The organism is Pollutimonas bauzanensis (assembly GCF_040393045.1).
Classification (GTDB): domain Bacteria; phylum Pseudomonadota; class Gammaproteobacteria; order Burkholderiales; family Burkholderiaceae_B; genus Pollutimonas; species Pollutimonas bauzanensis_A.
In genome coordinates, this window is the sequence record NZ_JBEBUX010000087.1 from 1 (window position 1) to 17,528 (window position 17,528).

General features: G+C 57.1%; 14 protein-coding genes. 9 read left to right on the forward strand and 5 right to left on the reverse strand.

All coding sequences use genetic code 11. The annotated features are described in order from the left end of the window. Positions 1-136 precede the first annotated feature (136 nt). From ABWO67_RS13440 to ABWO67_RS13450, 3 genes are all read right to left on the reverse strand, one after another. Complete coding sequence (locus ABWO67_RS13440; RefSeq protein WP_353152311.1) at positions 137-763, reverse strand: bifunctional 4-hydroxy-2-oxoglutarate aldolase/2-dehydro-3-deoxy-phosphogluconate aldolase; 627 nt, start codon at positions 761-763, stop codon at positions 137-139. After that, positions 760-2,628 carry a phosphogluconate dehydratase gene (gene edd / locus ABWO67_RS13445; protein ID WP_353152313.1) on the reverse strand — a complete coding sequence of 623 codons (1,869 nt, stop codon included), beginning with the start codon at positions 2,626-2,628 and terminating at the stop codon, positions 760-762. The genes ABWO67_RS13440 and edd overlap by 4 nt, the downstream gene beginning before the upstream one ends. 209 nt (positions 2,629-2,837) lie before the next feature. Continuing rightward, positions 2,838-3,746, reverse strand: a complete 909-nt coding sequence (locus tag ABWO67_RS13450) for a LysR family transcriptional regulator (RefSeq protein WP_353152315.1) — start codon at positions 3,744-3,746, stop codon at positions 2,838-2,840. A gap of 108 nt (positions 3,747-3,854) precedes the next feature. Here ABWO67_RS13450 and ABWO67_RS13455 point away from each other — a divergent pair, with 108 nt between their 5' ends. Together ABWO67_RS13455 and ABWO67_RS13460 are read left to right on the forward strand one after the other, a co-directional pair. After that, entirely contained in the window at positions 3,855-4,853 is a 999-nt protein-coding gene (locus ABWO67_RS13455; RefSeq protein WP_353152316.1) for a Bug family tripartite tricarboxylate transporter substrate binding protein, read from the forward strand. A 15-nt stretch (positions 4,854-4,868) separates the two neighbouring features. Then, a complete protein-coding gene (locus tag ABWO67_RS13460; protein WP_353152318.1) occupies positions 4,869-5,813 on the forward strand; it encodes a M14 family metallopeptidase in 945 nt (314 codons plus the stop codon). Here ABWO67_RS13460 and ABWO67_RS13465 read toward each other — a convergent pair. Then, positions 5,807-6,184 (reverse strand): DUF423 domain-containing protein, encoded by a 378-nt coding sequence (locus tag ABWO67_RS13465; protein WP_353152320.1) that lies wholly within the window; start codon positions 6,182-6,184, stop codon positions 5,807-5,809. The genes ABWO67_RS13460 and ABWO67_RS13465 overlap by 7 nt on opposite strands. 69 nt (positions 6,185-6,253) lie before the next feature. Beyond that, the gene (locus ABWO67_RS13470; protein WP_353152322.1) at positions 6,254-7,408 is read right to left on the reverse strand and encodes an acyl-CoA dehydrogenase family protein; all 1,155 of its coding nucleotides are present in this window, start codon (positions 7,406-7,408) and stop codon (positions 6,254-6,256) included. Positions 7,409-7,585: 177 nt separating this feature from the next. Between ABWO67_RS13470 and ABWO67_RS13475 the strand changes: the two genes are divergently transcribed. The 7 genes from ABWO67_RS13475 (at position 7,586) to ABWO67_RS13505 (ending at position 17,407) form a co-directional block, all read left to right on the forward strand. Further along, a complete protein-coding gene (locus tag ABWO67_RS13475; protein WP_353152324.1) occupies positions 7,586-8,590 on the forward strand; it encodes a magnesium and cobalt transport protein CorA in 1,005 nt (334 codons plus the stop codon). 30 nt (positions 8,591-8,620) lie between these two features. Further along, positions 8,621-10,258 carry an isovaleryl-CoA dehydrogenase gene (locus ABWO67_RS13480; protein WP_353152326.1) on the forward strand — a complete coding sequence of 546 codons (1,638 nt, stop codon included), beginning with the start codon at positions 8,621-8,623 and terminating at the stop codon, positions 10,256-10,258. A 117-nt stretch (positions 10,259-10,375) separates the two neighbouring features. After that, a complete protein-coding gene (locus ABWO67_RS13485; protein WP_353152328.1) occupies positions 10,376-11,014 on the forward strand; it encodes a thermonuclease family protein in 639 nt (212 codons plus the stop codon). Beyond that, positions 10,990-13,233, forward strand: a complete 2,244-nt coding sequence (locus ABWO67_RS13490; protein WP_353152330.1) for an ABC transporter substrate-binding protein — start codon at positions 10,990-10,992, stop codon at positions 13,231-13,233. Before ABWO67_RS13485 ends, ABWO67_RS13490 begins: the two co-directional genes overlap by 25 nt. Then, positions 13,230-14,207 (forward strand): ABC transporter permease, encoded by a 978-nt coding sequence (locus ABWO67_RS13495; RefSeq protein WP_353152332.1) that lies wholly within the window; start codon positions 13,230-13,232, stop codon positions 14,205-14,207. The genes ABWO67_RS13490 and ABWO67_RS13495 overlap by 4 nt, the downstream gene beginning before the upstream one ends. Before the next feature lie 3 nt (positions 14,208-14,210). Next, positions 14,211-15,668, forward strand: coding sequence for an ABC transporter permease (locus tag ABWO67_RS13500; protein WP_353152334.1), 1,458 nt, complete (start codon positions 14,211-14,213; stop codon positions 15,666-15,668). Further along, positions 15,665-17,407 (forward strand): ABC transporter ATP-binding protein, encoded by a 1,743-nt coding sequence (locus ABWO67_RS13505; RefSeq protein ID WP_502930018.1) that lies wholly within the window; start codon positions 15,665-15,667, stop codon positions 17,405-17,407. The genes ABWO67_RS13500 and ABWO67_RS13505 overlap by 4 nt, the downstream gene beginning before the upstream one ends. Positions 17,408-17,528 lie beyond the last annotated feature (121 nt).

Genomic DNA, 17,528 nt, shown 5'->3' on the forward strand with positions numbered 1-17,528 from the left:
CAGCCGCCGCTCAAGAAACCGACAGGCTCACGGTATCAGACGCAAGCGGCTTAAGAAACCGACAGATACACAACACGCGAAGCAAGCCGCTCAAGAAACCCACAGACTCACGGCACAAGAAGCAAGCCGCCTAAAATTACCCCTTCTGCAACAGACAAGCCTGCCGCGCCAGATCAGTAATAGCATCCCAGTTCTTGCCAGCCACCATCGCATCCGGCGTCAACCAAGATCCACCCACGCACTTCACATTCGGCAAAGCCAGATACTGCCCCGCATTCGCGGCATTGATGCCGCCCGTCGGACAAAAAACGATGTCGGGCAAGGGGCCATATAAAGCCTTTAGCAGCGCTACACCGCCTACCGCCTCGGCAGGAAACAGCTTTTGCACAGTAAAGCCCTGATCCGCCGCATACATCGACTCAGAGGGCGTCGCGACGCCGGGTAAAAACGGTATACCCGCCTGGCGCGCAGCTTGCGCGATGTCCGGAGTCAGTCCGGGACTGACGGCGAACTTGGCGCCCGCTTTAACAGCGGCATCCAATTGCTGAGCGCTGCGTACTGTGCCGACGCCCACCAAGGCTTCGGGAACAGCCTGGCTGATCAAGCGAATCGCCTCAAGCGCCGCATCCGAGCGCAAAGTGATTTCCAGGCTGCGCACGCCGCCGGCCACCAGAGAGCGGGCCAGGTCGACAGCGGTATCCAGGTCTTTGATGACCATTACCGGCATCACCGGGCTTTGTTGTAGTAGTTCAAGAGCGTTCATAGTTTCTCGCTAACATGGATAGACATTGTTGATAGGCCAGGGGCCCAATCGGGGTGTTCAAAAGTCATGGCGCCGGATTCTGCCGTGCCGACGTTCTTGCGCGCTGAAGCGAAAAGCTCGCGGCCGAAACCTGTGGCGTGGGCTTGGACGTCGACCTGTGCAGAGGGGCGCTCAAGCCAATTCGCAGGCTCCAATACGCACAATACACCGGTCTCGGCGTCCAGCCTTATGATATCGCCATCCTGAACCCGGCTCAGCGGGCCGCCGGCAAGTGCTTCGGGACTGACGTGTATGGCGGCGGGCACTTTGCCTGATGCGCCCGACATGCGGCCATCGGTCACTAATGCAACTTTGAAGCCCTGGTCTTGCAAAACCGATAAGGCGGGGGTCAGTTTGTGGAGTTCTGGCATGCCGTTGGCGCCGGGTCCCTGGTAGCGCACGACGGCCACAAAGTCGCGTGCCAGTTCGCCGCGTTGATAGGCATTCAGCAGTGCTTCCTGGCAGTCAAAGACCAATGCGGGGGCTTGCACCGTACGGTGTTCGGGTTTGACGGCAGATACCTTGATCATGGCGCGGCCAAGATTGCCTTGAAGCAGCTTAAGTCCGCCATCCGTGCTGAATGGGTCGCTGGCGGGGCGTATTACGTTGCGATCCAGCGACTCGGCCGTCACTGGCCTCCAGGCCAGTTTGCCTTCGTTCAGGTAAGGCTCTTGGGTGTAGCGCTGTAATCCGTCGCCTGCGGCCGTTTTTACATCGTTATGCAACAGGCCGGCTTTCAATAGTTCTGCAATGACCAGCCCGATGCCGCCAGCGGCGTGGAAGTGGTTCACATCGGCGCCGCCGTTGGGGTAGACACGGGCCAACAACGGCACGACTCCGGATAGTTCCGAGAAGTCATCCCAGTTGATCGCGATGCCTGCTGCCCGGGCGATGGCGACCAGATGTAGTGTGTGATTCGTAGAACCGCCCGTGGCCAGTAGTCCCACGATGCCGTTGACGATGGCTTTTTCGCTGATGACCTCGGCGACCGGCGTGAATTCCTGGCCTTGCGCACCTAGTGCGATGGCGCGCTGGGCGGCGGCGCGAGTCAATGCTTCGCGCAAAGGCGTGTTGGGCGGAACGAAGGCGGCGCCGGGCAGATGCAGCCCCATGATTTCCATGAGCATCTGGTTGGAATTGGCGGTGCCATAGAACGTACAGGTGCCGGGGCCATGGTATGACTGTGATTCGGATTCCAGCAGTTCGGCGCGGCCAACTTTGCCTTGTGCAAATAGTTGCCGGGTATGTGCTTTGTCACTATTGGATATGCCCGTCCCCATGGGGCCGGCGGGCACAAACACGGCAGGCAAGTGCCCGAAGCTTAGGGCGCCTATTAACAAGCCCGGCACGATCTTGTCGCAGACGCCCAAATAGACGGCTGCATCGAACATTTGGTGGCTGAGGGCGATTGCCGTGGCCATGGCAATGACATCGCGCGAGAACAGACTGAGCTCCATGCCCGTTTCACCCTGGGTCACACCGTCGCACATGGCGGGGACGCCGCCGGCAAATTGTGCGGTACCGCCCGCTGCAAAAGCGGCCTGTTTAATCAGGCTGGGGTAGGCCGCCAGCGGTTGATGAGCCGAAAGCATATCGTTGTAGGAGGAGACGATGGCGAGGTTGGGGCGTGCAGCTTCTTTTAATCTGTGCTTTTCCAATTCCGGCATGGCTGCAAAGGCATGGGCAAGATTGGTGCAGCCCAGATGACTGCGCTCCACCTTTTTGCCATAGGCTGCGCGGGTGCGTTTCAAGTAGCTTTCCCGTGTGGCTTTGCTGCGGGTAACGATGCGGTCGGTAACCGATTGAATGACGAGGTTGAGTGCCATAGCGCGAGTCCTGTGAATTGAAAGTGGGGACTCTTGGTATTGTAGTTTAACTACATAAATAATCAATGCCTGATTGCTGTGTTTTTAGTTGGTTTTGATATTAGTCTATTGATTTTTATCGAATTGTTGGAGTGGTAAAAGTGTTTTTCCTGGTGTTTAATACGAAAAGGCAACTCTGAGGTTATGTAGTTTTGCTAAATTTAATGTGTTTACGCGACTGTCTTCTTCCATGCCAGCTCTGCCGCAGTCGATAAACTGTTCTTCGGACGATAGAGGCGCACTTCATGGGGGATTTCGTTGTTCCGGTTTCCCAGCACCTTCAGTATGCCGGCTTGGCAGTCTTGCTTGACTACGGACCAGGGCAGCCAGGCAACACCGAGGTTCTTCTTTACCAGGCTAAGCGCGACATCAACCGAGTCGCAACGTGCCGTTTCCACCAAGTGATAACTGCTTGAGCGCAGGTGATCATTGATAATGTGCTGCAGGGACAGGCTGGAAAAGTAGGTGATGTGGGGAATGGGCGTGATCTCGTCTTCCAGTTGGTAGGCAAGGTCTGCGCCGTCGGACGGAGCCAGGCATATCGGCACGAGTCTGTCGGCGCTTAGACTCACATAAAGGAAATCCTGGGTGCTGATCGGTACTGAAAGGCTGTGGTGCTCATAGCAGCACATGAAGTCGACATGGCCTTGTTTCAGCAAGGTGATCATGTCCTGCGCGATGCCGGTATGTATTTCGAGCGATATCGCGCACCCCATATTCTTGGCGACTTGGCGGCTTAGGTCGCTTGCCCAATCAGCGACCAGGTAGTGCGCCAGGTTGCGACCGGTGGCTATACGCAGGCGACGGTCGGCCTGGTCTTGCGGTTTGCTGATTTGCTGTTTGACGGTGTTGAGCCTGGCAATGATATGTTCGGCCACCACCAGAAGATCGTGTCCGGCCTCTGTCAGGGTCACCGGCATTTTCCGGCGGTCAATCAATGAGGCGCCCGCCCAGACTTCCAGTTCTTTGATTCGCCGGCTGAAAGCGGGGTGCGTCACGTGGCGCAGTTCAGCAGCCTTGGTAAAGCTGCTGGTCTTGGCTAGCGCAATGAAGTCTTGAAGGAGTTTGGTTTCGGTCATTTTTGATTATTGTTCTGATTGGCACATCGTTGTGCCATAAAAGCACGGCGGCGGTAATGGCTTTCACTACCATTGCGGATCAATATAATAAATTCAGGAGATAGCGCAATGATAAAGAAAGTAAGCAAACTGGGCTATGCCGCCTGTGGCGTGGCAATGGTGGTGGGCTTGGTCGGCAAGGCATCTTATGCACAGGAAGCGGCTTATCCAACGCAGCGGCCTATCAGCATCGTGGTTGGCTACCCGGCTGGGGGCAGCGTCGACTTGAATGGCCGGTTGATCGCCGAGGCGCTTGCCGAAAAGCTGGGCCAGAATGTGGTGGTTGAGAACCTGGGCGGGGCTGGCGGCGCGATAGGCGCCCAGAAGGTCGTCAAGGAAAAGCCGGATGGCTATTCGCTGCTTGTCGGGTCGGTTAATGAAATCATCATCGCAGGCCTGATCAATCCGAATATTAAGTACGATGGCGTGAAAGACTTGCGTCCTCTGGGGTTCATTGGTTCGCAGCCTATGCTGCTGGCGGCTTCCAAGAGCACCGGCATCGCCAACACCAGCGATTACCTCGCGATGGTAGCTTCGGGCAAGTCTGGCGAATCCAACTTCGGCTCATCGGGTGTGGGTACGGCCTTGCATCTGGCGGGCGAGATGATCAATACCAATACGGATGGCAAGGTCGAACACGTGCCTTATAAAGGTGTCGCGCCGTTGGTCACTGACCTGATTAGCGGCCAGTTGCAATTCGGCATGTTCGTGCTGTCGTCTGGTCTGCCCCAGGTCGCCGCCGACAAGATCGTTCCCATTGGCGTGACGTCGGCGACGCGTTCGCCCATGGCGCCCGCCATTCCTGCCTTATCTGAAAACCCAGGGTTCAAGGACGTCGATATCAATATCTGGTTTGGCCTGTTTGCACCCAAAGACCTTCCTGAACCTATCGTCAAGCAATTACAAGCCGCGCTGGGCGACATATTAAGTGATCCCAAGTTTCAGGAAAAGTATAAAAGCACTGGCGGTGTCGTAATGTCGGAACAGCCAGATTTGCAAGCATTCCTGCCTGCGGAACGTGCAAAGTTCAAAAAAATGGTTGATAGTGCCGGAATCGGCGTCAACTAACAGCGGAATCAGCCTATGACCTTCGATATTGAATTTCCCGATTTAACGGCCGAGCGCGTCGGCAATACTGACACGGCCGGCGTATGGCATTTTGATTCTGGCGTATTAGGCCCCAGCGTTCTGTTTACTGCGTTAATACACGGTAACGAGCTATGCGGGGCATGGGCGCTGAAGGACTTGTTGGCCAGCGGCTTCAGACCGGCCCGGGGCAAGCTGACGCTGGCATTCTGCAATCTGGATGCGTTTGATAGCTTCGATCCGCAGGTGCACGATGCATCGCGCTTTGCCGATGAAGACCTGAATCGTGTCTGGACCGAGCCAAAATTGGCAAATTCCACTACCCGTGAGCGCCGGCGCGCCTTGGAGCTAAAACCGTGGGTAGTCCAGGCCGATTATCTGCTCGACCTGCATTCCATGCACGAGCCTTCGCCACCATTGCTGATCACTGGGGTTTTGCCGCGCAACATCGATCTTGGCCTGCGACTTGGCGTGCCCCGGCATCTGGTGGTGGACGCGGGCCACAAAGACGGCACGCGCATGCGCGACTATGCGCAGTTTGGCGATCCCGATGGGCAGGCACTGGCCTTACTCATCGAATGCGGTTTTCATGGCGATTTATCTTCGATTCGGGTGGCAAAGCAGGCTGTGGGCGAAGTCCTGAGGGTCAGCGGCCTTGCTCAAGCAGGCCAGTTGCCCGCGGATTGGGAAGCCGAGGTTGATTCAAGCCTTGCCCAGCAAGTGCTCGATGTTACCGAGCCTGTGGTCGCCAAGTCGAAAAGCCTGTCGTTTACACAACCATGGCAAGGCATGGAGTGTATTGAAAAGGCAGGAACGGTAATAGGGCATGATGATGGCGTGCCTATTACGACGCCTTACGACAATTGCGTACTGATCATGCCTTCGTTGAGGCAATTGTTGCCCGGTGTCACAGTGGTGCGTTTTGCGCGCCAGCGTCACTGAGCCGTTCTATATGCCGCCAGCGCCACCATGGCCCAGGCGGCGATGAATGCCAGGCCGCCTATGGGTGTAATGGCGCCCAGCCATCTGGTTCCTGTCAGGGCAAGCACATACAGGCTGCCGCTGAAAATCACGATACCCACGAACATCAGCACGCCTGCATTGCTTAACAGCGACGATCCAAACCTGGCGCCCAAGGCCGCAATGGCCAGCATGCCCAGGCCATGAACCAGCTGATATAAGACGGCGGTTTGCCATACGGAAAGCAGGTCGGGTGAAATAATGCGCCGGAGTCCATGGGCGCCGAACGCGCCTGCACCGACGCCAATCAGTAGTATCAAAGAAGCCGCAATAACAAGTTGGCGGTCGGTCATGGGTGAATTCCTGCAAAAGCGCGGGCGGGGCGGTTGCATGCTGCAAAGCCCCGCGCCGCAAGCCCGGATTTAGATAGCGGCGCCGCGAATCAGGCCGCGGGCAATGATGACTTGCTGTACTTGGGATGTGCCTTCGTACAGACGGAACAGGCGAACGTCGCGATAAAAACGTTCGATGGCGTAGTCGCTGACATAGCCCGAGCCACCATGGATCTGCACTGCGCGATCGGCAACGCGACCACACATTTCGGTAGAGAAGTATTTTGCGCAGGACGCTTCAATTGATACGTCCTTGCCTTCGTCGCGCTTGCGTGCCGCGTCGATAACCATGCATTCGGCTGCATAGATCTCGGTTTTCGAATCGGCCAGCATGCCTTGCACCAATTGAAATTCGCTGATGGGTTGGCCGAACTGTTTGCGTTCCATGGCAAAGGCCACGGCATCGCGCAACATGCGTTTGGCAGCGCCTATCGCCACTGCGGCAATATGCAAGCGCCCTTTGTCCAGGACTTTCATGGCCGTTTTAAAGCCCACCCCTTCGCGGTTGCCGATAAGGTTCGCGGCGGGCACTTTGCAGTCTGTAAAGATGACATCGCAGGTGTGGGCGCCTTTCTGGCCCATTTTCTTATCGATCTTGCCCAGGGAAAGTCCGGGGGTATTGGCCTCGACGATGAAGGCCGATATACCGCCTGAGCCTTTGATGCTGGGGTCGGTCCGCGCCATGACGGTGAAAACCCCTGCTTCGGGCGCGTTCGTAATGAAACGCTTGGTGCCATTCAGGATGTAGTGATCGCCGTCGCGTACGGCTGTGGTTTTGAGCGAAGCGGCATCCGAACCTGCTTCAGGTTCGGTCAGGGCGAAGGAACCGATGAGCTCGCCGCTGGCCAGGCTGGGAAGGTAAGCCTGTTTTTGTTCTTCGGTGCCGTCAAGATAAATGCCCATGGCGCCTATGCCGTTGTTGGTGCCGATGAGCGAACGGAATGCCGGCGATGTCTGGCCCAGTTCGAAGGCGATGCGCACTTCTTCTTCCATGGTGACGCCCAGGCCGCCGTATTCTTCGGGCAGAGATAGCCCGAACAGGCCTATCTCTTTCATTTGGGCAACAATATCAGCTGGAATCTGGTCTGTTTCCGCGACCTCTTCTTCGCACGGAACTAATACTTCTTGTACAAAGCGGCGTACGCCCTCTTCAAGTAGGGCCTGGGTTTCGGGATCGCGGATCATGTTGGGTCCTGTATATTTTGCTGTAGTGTGTATAAAACATAACTTTAACAGGGCATGACGATTCTGGACTGTGGCGGCGGAAGATGTTCATGTGGCGGACGCGGCGCATGATGATATTATCGATTCACTACTTTTCTTGCGCTTTGCAGCGCAAATTCATGCAGGGAAAATGCGTGTATGGCTATCGACAGTACTGATGCAGAGCATTCCGATAAAGCGGTAGTTGCCTCTGTTTTGTACCGGCCGGGGCAAGAACCCGTGCGCATAGGCTTGGAGCAGGCGGGCGCGTGCCTTGGCATTGCGGATGGGTTGTTATGGATCGGCTTGAACGAACCCAGCTCCGCCTTGCTGGAACGCCTGGGCGAGGATATGGGCTTTTCCCGCAAGGCGATAGAAGAAATCGTTTCTCCGCATCGCCGTCCCAAAGTGGTCGAGTATGAAAACCTGACGCTTATCGTGGCGATTACGGTCGAGGTCGACAACCACCGGCCTTCGTTCGGCGACACCCAGATACTGATAGGAAAAGGGTTTTTGGTCACCATACGGCGCGGCGCCACGGCGACGCACCAGGAGCTGCGCGATCAATTGGAAAATTCGCCTGAATTTCTCGGACGGGGCAGCGATTACGTGGCGTCAGCTTTACTGGACTTGATCGTCGATCGCTATGTCAAGGCTTTGTCCAAGCTCGAGTCTGTAGTAGAGGGTGTAGAGCAGCAGTTCTTGTTGCGCGGGTTTCGTGAAAGCGATGTGCGCCGCCTATATCGACAGCGCCGCGATCTGTTGCGCATTCATACCGCTATTTCGCCTTTGGCTGAAATCTGCCGTCGCTTGTCGCGAGTCGAAATGCGCAATGTCGATACCGACAGCCGTGCCTATTTTGGCGAAGTGGCCGACCGCGTCTTGCGTGCGAATGAATTCATCAACAGTTTGCGCGAAGCGTTGGCCTTTGCCTTTGAGGCCAGTCTCATGATCGGGCAGTCGCAGCAAACCGATACCACCAAGAAGCTGGCGGCCTGGGCGGCCATCCTTGCTGTACCCACTGCGGTAGCGGGGATATACGGTATGAACTTCAAATATATGCCTGAACTGGATTGGCTCTATGGCTATCCGGCAGTGTTGGGGGTTACCTTTACGGTGTGTGCAGTGCTTTATTGGAAATTCAAGAAGTCTGGCTGGCTATAACTATCGCCTGGGCGATACGGGAGCAGCATCATGAATGGAACAACACATGAAGTGACTAATCAGGTGCCCGAGCTGGGCGATTACAACTTGTATTCCAGCGATATTGCATTGCAAGAGGGCGTCAGGCGCGAAGGTGCGCATGGGCATGAAGAATCGCTATTGCATTATGGTGCGCGTCTGGGGCTTAAAGAGACTATGGCGCTGGCCCATGACATCAATCGCTATAAACCCGAGCTTGAGGCTTTCGACAGGCAAGGGCGCCGTGTCGACCGTGTGCGGTTTCATCCCGGCTGGCATCGGTTCTTGCGTATGGCGTTTTTGCAGGGCATGCACTCAAGTGCGTGGTCTTCGCCCGGCGCCGGGGCGCATGTGGCGCGGGCTGCCTCTTATCTCTTGCACGGGCAGATCGAAGCCGGATCTTTGTGCCCCACGACCATGACTTCGGCGGCGATACCCGTGCTTTCCAGGGAACCCTGGTTCAGCAGCGTTTCCAGCCGACTCTATTCCCTGCAGTACGACGAGCGCGATATGCCCTTGTCGGGCAAGACTTCGATGATGGTCGGCATGGGCATGACTGAGAAGCAAGGCGGGTCGGACTTGCGCAGCAACACGACGTGGGCGGTGCCGATGGATGGCGCAGGCCGGGGCGCTGCCTATCGTATTGTGGGCCACAAGTGGTTTTTTTCTTCGCCCATGTCGGATGCCCATCTTGTACTGGCGCGGCATGACGATGCCTTTTCTTGTTTTTATGTACCGCGCTGGCTGGACGATGGCAGCAAAAATGCGGTGCATATTCAGCGCATCAAGAACAAGCTGGGCAATAGTTCGAATGCCAGTGTTGAAGTCGAGTTTCGGGACGCCGTTGGCGTGATGATAGGGGAAGAAGGGCGCGGCATTGCGACGCTGGTGGAGATGGCGTCCTACACGCGCCTGGACTGCGTATTGGGGAGTACGGCTTTGTTGAGGCAGGCAGTCGTCCAGGCCATGCACCACGCCCGACACCGCATTGCCTTCGGCCAGCAGTTGATCCAGCATCCGCTGATGCAAAGCGTGCTGATGGATTTGGCGCTGGAAAGCGAGGCCGCCACTGCGCTGGCTTTGCGGCTCGCACGCGCCTTTGATTCGCCTGATGATCCTCTTGAGCAGGCCTATTGTCGCGTCCTGACGCCTGCCGCCAAGTTCTGGATATGCAAGCGCACTATCGAGGCAACGGGTGAATGCATGGAGGTCTGGGGCGGCAATGGCTATATAGAGGACGGTCCGATGGCCAGGCTGTATCGCGAAGCGCCTGTCAATTCCATATGGGAAGGTTCGGGCAATGTCATGTGCCTGGACGTACTGCGGGCCTTGAAGCGACATCCCGAACAGGCGCAAGCCTTGCTTGCCGACCTGGAGCATGGCTGTCAAGATGAGCCATTGTTGAAGCCGCGCATGCAAGGTCTGCTTGCGCTGTTGGCGGAAGCCGGTCCGGTACTGGAATCCGCCGCCCGTTATGTGGCTCAAGAGTTAGTGTTGCTGACGCAGGCTGGCTTGCTGCGCAGGCATGCGCCGCTGGTTCTGGCCGATGCGTTTGTGCAAAGCCGCTTTGGCGTGGGAGGGCGCGTTTATGGCGCCGCTCCTGGGCCGTTCGCCTTGCATAGCGTACTTGAAAGGGCTTGGCCCGAATAGGCCCTGCTTGCATGCAGGTGTGAAACATCTCAGGGATTAACCGCCTGTCTTCTGCGGCAGTCAGCCCATATAATCTGTCGGCCTGGGTATAGACCTTGTGTTTTTTTCGGGGAAGAAGTGAATAGTGTGTTGAATGTGTTGTTGCGCAAAATAATGAATGCCCTGCTGGCCCGGCGCTGGTCCAGGGTGTTGACGCTGGTGGTCGCGGCCGCGCTGGCTGGATTGGGCTCACTGACGGTATTGAAACCCGACGCCTCCGCCAATGATGCGAAGGCCGGCGCATCATCGAATTCCCTCTATCCCTTGGCTGGGCGTGTCGTGCGTGTGGCTGATGGCGATACGTTTACGTTGTTGGTCAATGGCAAGCAAGAAAAGGTGCGCATGGCCAGCATCGATGCGCCTGAAGTCACTAAAGACAGCGGTCGGGCAGGGCAGCCGGAAGCTCAAAACTCCAAAAATGCTCTGGCGGCATTGATTGCCGGCAAAACGCTCACATTAAGCTGTTTCGAGCGCGACCGCTACGACCGCAATGTGTGCGACGTGCCGTTGGGCGACGGGACGACGGCGAATCAAAAGCAGGTGGCATCAGGCATGGCCTGGGCCAACATGGAAGGCCGAGGCAAGTTCATGCGTGATCCCGGCATGCGTGAACTAGAGCAGCAGGCTAAAAAGGCTAGCCTCGGGATATGGCAGCACGCTGATCCGGTCAGCCCCTGGGCGTGGCGTTATCAATGCTGGAAGCAGCAACAGTGTTAGCGTGGCGCGGGGCGCGCACGTCGGCGGTCTTGGCCCTGTTGCTGCTGGCGGGGTGTTCGCCCAGTCCGGTCAATAGCCCTTACGCGCATGGCGATGAAACCGAAAACGTGCTGTACACAGCGTTTACGCAGCGTTCGCCAAAATACCTGGACCCGGCCAGGTCGTACTCGGCCGATGAAACACCGTTTACCTATTCCATCTACGAACCACTGTACAGCTACGACTATCTGGCAAGGCCTTACACGCTGGTGCCCAAGACGGCGGTAGCCATTTCCGCCCCGGCTTATTTCGATGCGCAAGGTAAGCCTTTGCCGAGCGATGTGGCGGGCGAGCAAGTGGCCGTCAGTATTTACGACATTCAGATCAAGCCGGGTATTAAATTTCAGCCGCATCCGGCCCTGGCTCGCGACCCATCGGGCAACTATCGTTATTGGCCTCTGGCGCCAGGCGAGCTCGATCATAAGTTCGGCATAGACGATTTCGAAGAAACCGGAACGCGCGAACTGCTTGCCGATGACTATGTCTATGCTTTCCGGCGCCTGGCCAGTCCACGCGTAGCCTCGCCTATTTTCGGCGTGATGGCGGAACATGTCGTAGGCATGCGCGAGTATGGCGAGCAGTTGAAAAAGCAGGACCAGGCAGAGCGATCAGCAGCGGCGCCCGGAGGCCTGCGGCCTTGGCTGGATTTGCGCCAGTCCGGCTTCGACGGCGTCGAGGCAGTAGGGCCGCACGCCTTGCGTATCAAGGTAATAGGCAAGTATCCGCAGTTCAAGTATTGGCTGGCCATGACGTTTACCGCGCCGATACCCTGGGAGGCCGACCGCTTCTATCACCAGCCAGGCATGGCGCAGCACGATTTGTCGCTGAATACCTGGCCGGTGGGTACCGGCCCTTACATGCTAAGCGAGTCCATTCCCAATCGACGGCATGTGCTGGCCCGCAATCCAAATTTCAGGGGCGAACCCTATCCCTGCCAGGGCGAACCTGGGGACGAGCGTGCTGGCTTGCTGGCTGACTGCGGCAAACTCACGCCCTTCGTCGATAAAGTGGTGTTTACGCTGGAAAAAGAAAGCGTGCCGCTTATGGGCAAGTTTCTTCAGGGCTACTACGATATCCCGCAGATTGACCGTGGCGATTACGGTGTAGCCATGCGGGTCGCAGCGGGCGATTCCGCTGAAAAAGCCTCGTTGTACCGTGATCATGGCATTCAGTTGCGTAGCGCCACCGAGGCCCAACTGTATTACTTGGGGTTTAATTGGCGTGACCCGGTGCTTGGGCAGGGCGACACACCGGAACAGCAGGAGAAAAATCGCAAGCTTCGACAGGCGATAGGTATTGCATTCAACTGGGAGCAGTTCGTTGCCATTTTCCAGAATGATGAAGCACAAGTCGCCTATGGCCCGGTGCCGCCGGGCATTCCGGGATACCAGGCGCCGCCCGAAGGTATAAATAGCCAGATTTATACCGTTGAGCAGGGGCGGGCGGTTCGCCGTCCTTTGGACGAGGCGCGGCAACTGTTGAAAGAGGCTGGTTATCCCGATGGTCGTGATGCCACGACAGGCAGGCCATTGATACTGCATTTCGATTCGGCGGGCGGCATGGGTTCGAGCGCGATGCTCGACTGGATGCGACGCCAACTGGCCTCCATCAATATTCAACTGGAAGTGCGCGCCACTGACTACAACCGCTTCCAGGATAAGATGCGCAACGGCAGTGCTCAAATGTTCATGTGGGGCTGGGTTGCCGATTATCCGGACGCCGAAAACTTCCTTTTCTTGCTTTATGGCCCCAATGCCAAGGTCGAGAATGGCGGCGAAAATGCATCCAACTACAAAAATCCAGAATTCGACCGCCTGTTCGAGCAAATGCGGTTCCTTGATGATGGCCCGCAAAAGGAAGCCCTGGTGCATAAAATGATCGCTATCGTCCAGCGCGACGCGCCGTGGTTGTTCGGGTATTTCCCCAAGTCGGGCGGCGCCTACCAAGCTTGGGTGGGTAATGCCAAACCCACGCAAATGGTGCGCAATACATTACAGTTCTATCGCATCGATCCCGCCTTGCGGGCCCAGAAAATCAAAGAGTGGAACGTGCCGTACTGGTGGCCCTTGTGGTTGCTGGGGGCCATCTTCGCCTTGGGCGGATACCTTGCCTGGCGAACCGCGCGACGGCGGGATCGCGCCACGGCGCGAGACAGTCACGATTCAGCGAGGCGCCCATGACACGTTATGTGATACGCCGCCTGCTTTACGGAATACTGATACTCGTGGGTGTGAACCTGCTGACTTTCGTTCTGTTTTTTGCAGTGAACACGCCCGACGACATGGCGCGGCTATCCATAGGCGGGCAGCGGGTCAGCCAGACAGCCATTGATACATGGAAAACCGAGCGCGGCTACGACAAACCCTTGTTCTTTAATGGACAGGCTGCTGGTGCGGCCCAGTGGACGGATACGATTTTCTTTACTCGCTCGGTGCCGTTATTGCGCTTTGATTTCGGTTTTTCCGACGAAGGACGGGATATCACCCATGAAATCGGACAGCGTATGGGACCCAGCCTGGCCTTGGCTTTGCCCACATTTTTTCTAGGCTTGTTCGCGTGTGTGTCGTTTGCCTTGCTGCTGGTGTTTTTCAAGGGCACCCAACTGGATTTCGCCGGTGTGGTGTTATGCGTGGTGCTGCTTTCCATTTCGGGCTTGTTCTACATCATTGCAGGGCAATGGTTTTTTGCCAAAGTATTGCGCTGGGTACCGTATTCCGGCTATGTCGATGGGTGGGGCAGTTTGCGTTTTCTGGTGTTGCCGGTGCTGGTGGCCGTATTGTCGCGGCTGGGCGCCGAGTCGCGCTTTTACCGCACTCTGTTCCTGGAAGAGGCGGGCAAGGATTATGTACGCACTGCGCGCGCCAAAGGCTTATCCGAACGGATAGTGCTGTTTCGCCATATATTGCGCAACGCCATGCTGCCCATCCTGACAGGAACGGTCTCAGCGATTCCGCTGCTTTTCATGGGAAGCCTGATTTCAGAGTCTTTTTTTGGCATTCCCGGCTTGGGCAGCTACACCATAGACGCTATTAACGCCCAGGATTTTTCCATTGTGCGCGCGATGGTGTTTTTAGGGTCTGCGCTGTATATCGTGGGCTTGATCCTGGCCGATATTTCCTACACCCTGGCTGACCCCCGGGTCCGGTTCGAGTAGCCTATGCCCAAATTCGTTTTCCTGTGGACAGATATTTTTGTGTTTGGCCTGGTGCTGGCTGTATTGTTTTATGCGCTGCGCGTGCGGCGCAGCGCCTCGCTGCAATCAGCCTGGAGAAGCATAGCCAGGACGCCTTCGGCCATGTGTGCCGCTGTTGTGCTGGGCAGTTTCCTTTTATTGGGTGTGCTCGATTCCGTGCACTATCGTCCGATGTTGCCGCCCGTAAAAGCGGCAGCAGACACCAAGGCGGATGCGGCGCCCGTCTATTCCCCTGTGTTGCGTTCGGCGCTCGACGACTTGTTGTCGCTGACCCAATTGTCCAAACGCGAGAATACCTATTCAGCGCCTTTGGCCTTGCGTCAGTTCACCAAGGAAACAGAACTGATCAATGGCCAGCCCGTCCGAGACTACCCGCGCCTCAAGCACGCCGGCCTGCAGTTGCAAGCGGAGGGCGATCGCATGGCGGATATTTACCAGCGATTGTTGCGCGGTTTTCTGCTTGGTGTGGCCGCCTGCCTGGCGTCGGGTTTTCTTTTGACCTTGCTGCATCGACGTCAGGCACCGTCCTTGCGAAGCGCCTTGCAGGTATGGTGGCGCAGCGAGTCCGGCGTGCCCTGGCGACCCATGTGGATTACATTCAGTCTGGGGGCTTTGCTGGCCGCAACCGCCTTGACGCTTGGCGGCAACTATCACGTGCTCGGTACTGACCGCACCGGTAACGACGTGTTGTGGCAGTGTCTGAAAAGTATACGCACAGCCTTGGTAATCGGTACGCTGACAACGGTGGCCATGCTGCCGCCGGCACTTTGCTTCGGCATTGCGGCTGGCTACTTCAAAGGGTGGGTCGACGATGTGATCCAGTACATCTACACGACGCTGACGTCTATTCCAGGCGTGCTCCTGATCGCGGCGTGTGTACTGATGATGCAAGTGTATATCGACAACAATCCGGACATGTTCGACACGGTGGCGGCGCGCGCCGACCTTCGTCTGTTCCTGCTTTGCCTGATATTGGGCCTGACGGGATGGGCGGGGCTTTGCCGCTTGTTGCGCGCCGAAACCTTGAAGCTGCGCGAGCTTGAGTATGTGCAGGCCGCCCGGGCTTTCGGCGTCGGGCACTGGCGCATCATGCGCCGCCACCTGCTGCCTAATCTCATGCACATTGTGCTGATCACCATGGTGCTGGAGTTTTCCGGTCTGGTCTTGTACGAGGCCATATTGTCCTACCTCGGCATAGGCGTGGATCCCAGCACGCCATCGTTTGGCACCATGATAGACATGTCCAGAACCGAGATGTCGCGCGACCCGATGATCTGGTGGAACCTGTTGGGTGCGTTTGTATTCCTGTTGACGCTGGTGTTGTCCGCCAATATTTTTGCCGATGCCGTGCAGGATGCCTTCGACCCCCGCACCCGCCGTTTCCGCCCGCGCCGTTTTGCCATCAAGGATGCTGCATCATGAACTCACTAGCTTCAGGCGGCGGACAGTGGGCCGGTTCATCGGAAATCGTGCTGTCGATGAGCAACTTGTCGGTACAGATTGCCAGCGATTCCGGAGTGCAGGAAGCCGTAAAGTCCTTGCAATTGGCTATTGCGCGGGGCCAAACCTTTGCACTGGTCGGTGAATCGGGCTGCGGCAAGAGTATGACGGCGCTGGCCTTGCTGCGCCTGTTGCCAGAAGCTGGCCGGATTACATCAGGTGAAATCCGTCTTGGGCAGGTCGAGCTGAATGGGTTGTCTGAGCAGGGCATGCGTGGCATACGCGGCGGCCAGGTAGGCATTATCTTCCAGGAACCCTCCACTAGCCTTAACCCGGTCATGAACATAGGTCAGCAGCTTGCCGAAACACTGCGCGCTCATACCTCGTACCGGGGCAAGGCGCTGATGGAGCGGGCCGCCTGGTGGTTGAAACGCGTCGGCATACCGGATGCGGATAGACGCCTGAATGACTATCCTTTCCAGTTTTCCGGTGGGCAGAAACAGCGCATCATGATTGCCATTGCGCTGGCTGCCGAGCCTCGTCTGCTGATCGCCGACGAACCCACTACGGCGCTGGACGTCACCGTACAGGCGCAAATACTGGATTTGCTGGCCGACATCCAGAAGGAAATGGGATTGGCGATTATGCTGATCACTCATGACTTGGCTGTAGTGAAAAATGTGGCCGATTATGTGGCTTTGATGCGTGCCGGTGAAATTGTAGAAACAGTAGACGCCGCTACCTTCTTCGCCGCGCCCAAGCATCCCTACGCGCGCCAGTTGTTGGCGGCCATCCCCACTTTCGCCAAGCGTGGCCGACCCTTGTCGGCCAGCGAGCCAGGATCGACGGTCGACCAGGAAGCCGCTTCCGGGGCCGCTGCTTTGCCCGTGCAGCCTAAAGTCAAAGCTGCACAAAGCTCCGCTGCGGATCCCATACTGACGGTCAAGAACCTGTCAGTCTCTTATTCCAGGAAGGGTAGTCTATGGACTCGTGCTGCTGCCCCCATCAAGGTGGTGGACGATGTCTCTTTCGATCTGCACGCCGGCGAAACACTGGCGTTGCTGGGGGAGTCAGGATGCGGCAAGACGACGACTGCCAAAGCGCTGCTGCGCTTGCTGGACAAGCAGGCTACGGTCGGGGGCCAGGCTCATTTGAATGGCGAGGACCTGCTTACGGTGCGAGGATCCCGATTGCGTCAGTTGCGCCAATCCATACAAATTGTGTTCCAGGACCCTTACGCATCGCTCGATCCGCGTATGCTGGTAGGCGAGATACTGGACGAAGGCATTGCCGCCCTGCGGCCTGATCGTTCGGCGGCGGACCGCAAGTCGCAGGTGCGCAGCTTGCTGGATCGTGTGGGTTTGCCCAAGAACACGGCCGAAAGGTATCCGCATGAATTTTCCGGTGGGCAGCGTCAGCGCATAGCGATCGCGCGGGCCTTGGCGGTGGAGCCTGCCGTATTGATATGCGATGAGCCGACGTCGGCATTGGATGTGTCGGTGCAAGCGCAGATTCTGGATTTGTTGCAGGCTTTGCAGCGGGAATTCAATATTGCGTATTTGTTCATCACGCACAACTTCGGGGTGGTGGAGTATTTGTCGGATCGGATTGCGGTGATGCACGAGGGGAGGATAGTCGAGGCGGATGCCACTGGAACGGTGCTTGCTTCGCCCCAGCATGGTGAAACTCAGCGATTGCTTGCGGCGGTTCCGAGGCTGTAATCGGGCTCGTTTTTGTGCTGTAGGTGTTTTTCGTTCTTGTTCGTTTTGGTGTCTGCTCTTATCCTTATTTATGACGGGGCAGTGTGCCGGGAGTGGGCAAGGCGAATCCTCGCTGCGGTCC

Bases quoted from the DNA above. Each gene is read 5' to 3' on its own strand.
- ABWO67_RS13450 (WP_353152315.1), bottom strand. From the start codon at position 3,746: ATGACCGAAACCAAACTCCTTCAAGACTTCATTGCGCTAGCCAAGACC.
- ABWO67_RS13440 (WP_353152311.1), bottom strand. From the start codon at position 763: ATGAACGCTCTTGAACTACTACAACAAAGCCCGGTGATGCCGGTAATG.
- edd (WP_353152313.1), bottom strand. From the start codon at position 2,628: ATGGCACTCAACCTCGTCATTCAATCGGTTACCGACCGCATCGTTACC.
- ABWO67_RS13490 (WP_353152330.1), top strand. From the start codon at position 10,990: ATGCTGGAAGCAGCAACAGTGTTAGCGTGGCGCGGGGCGCGCACGTCG.
- ABWO67_RS13480 (WP_353152326.1), top strand. From the start codon at position 8,621: ATGAATGGAACAACACATGAAGTGACTAATCAGGTGCCCGAGCTGGGC.
- ABWO67_RS13455 (WP_353152316.1), top strand. From the start codon at position 3,855: ATGATAAAGAAAGTAAGCAAACTGGGCTATGCCGCCTGTGGCGTGGCA.
- ABWO67_RS13470 (WP_353152322.1), bottom strand. From the start codon at position 7,408: ATGATCCGCGATCCCGAAACCCAGGCCCTACTTGAAGAGGGCGTACGC.
- ABWO67_RS13500 (WP_353152334.1), top strand. From the start codon at position 14,211: ATGCCCAAATTCGTTTTCCTGTGGACAGATATTTTTGTGTTTGGCCTG.
- ABWO67_RS13465 (WP_353152320.1), bottom strand. From the start codon at position 6,184: ATGACCGACCGCCAACTTGTTATTGCGGCTTCTTTGATACTACTGATT.
- ABWO67_RS13475 (WP_353152324.1), top strand. From the start codon at position 7,586: ATGGCTATCGACAGTACTGATGCAGAGCATTCCGATAAAGCGGTAGTT.
- ABWO67_RS13505 (WP_502930018.1), top strand. From the start codon at position 15,665: ATGAACTCACTAGCTTCAGGCGGCGGACAGTGGGCCGGTTCATCGGAA.
- ABWO67_RS13460 (WP_353152318.1), top strand. From the start codon at position 4,869: ATGACCTTCGATATTGAATTTCCCGATTTAACGGCCGAGCGCGTCGGC.
- ABWO67_RS13495 (WP_353152332.1), top strand. From the start codon at position 13,230: ATGACACGTTATGTGATACGCCGCCTGCTTTACGGAATACTGATACTC.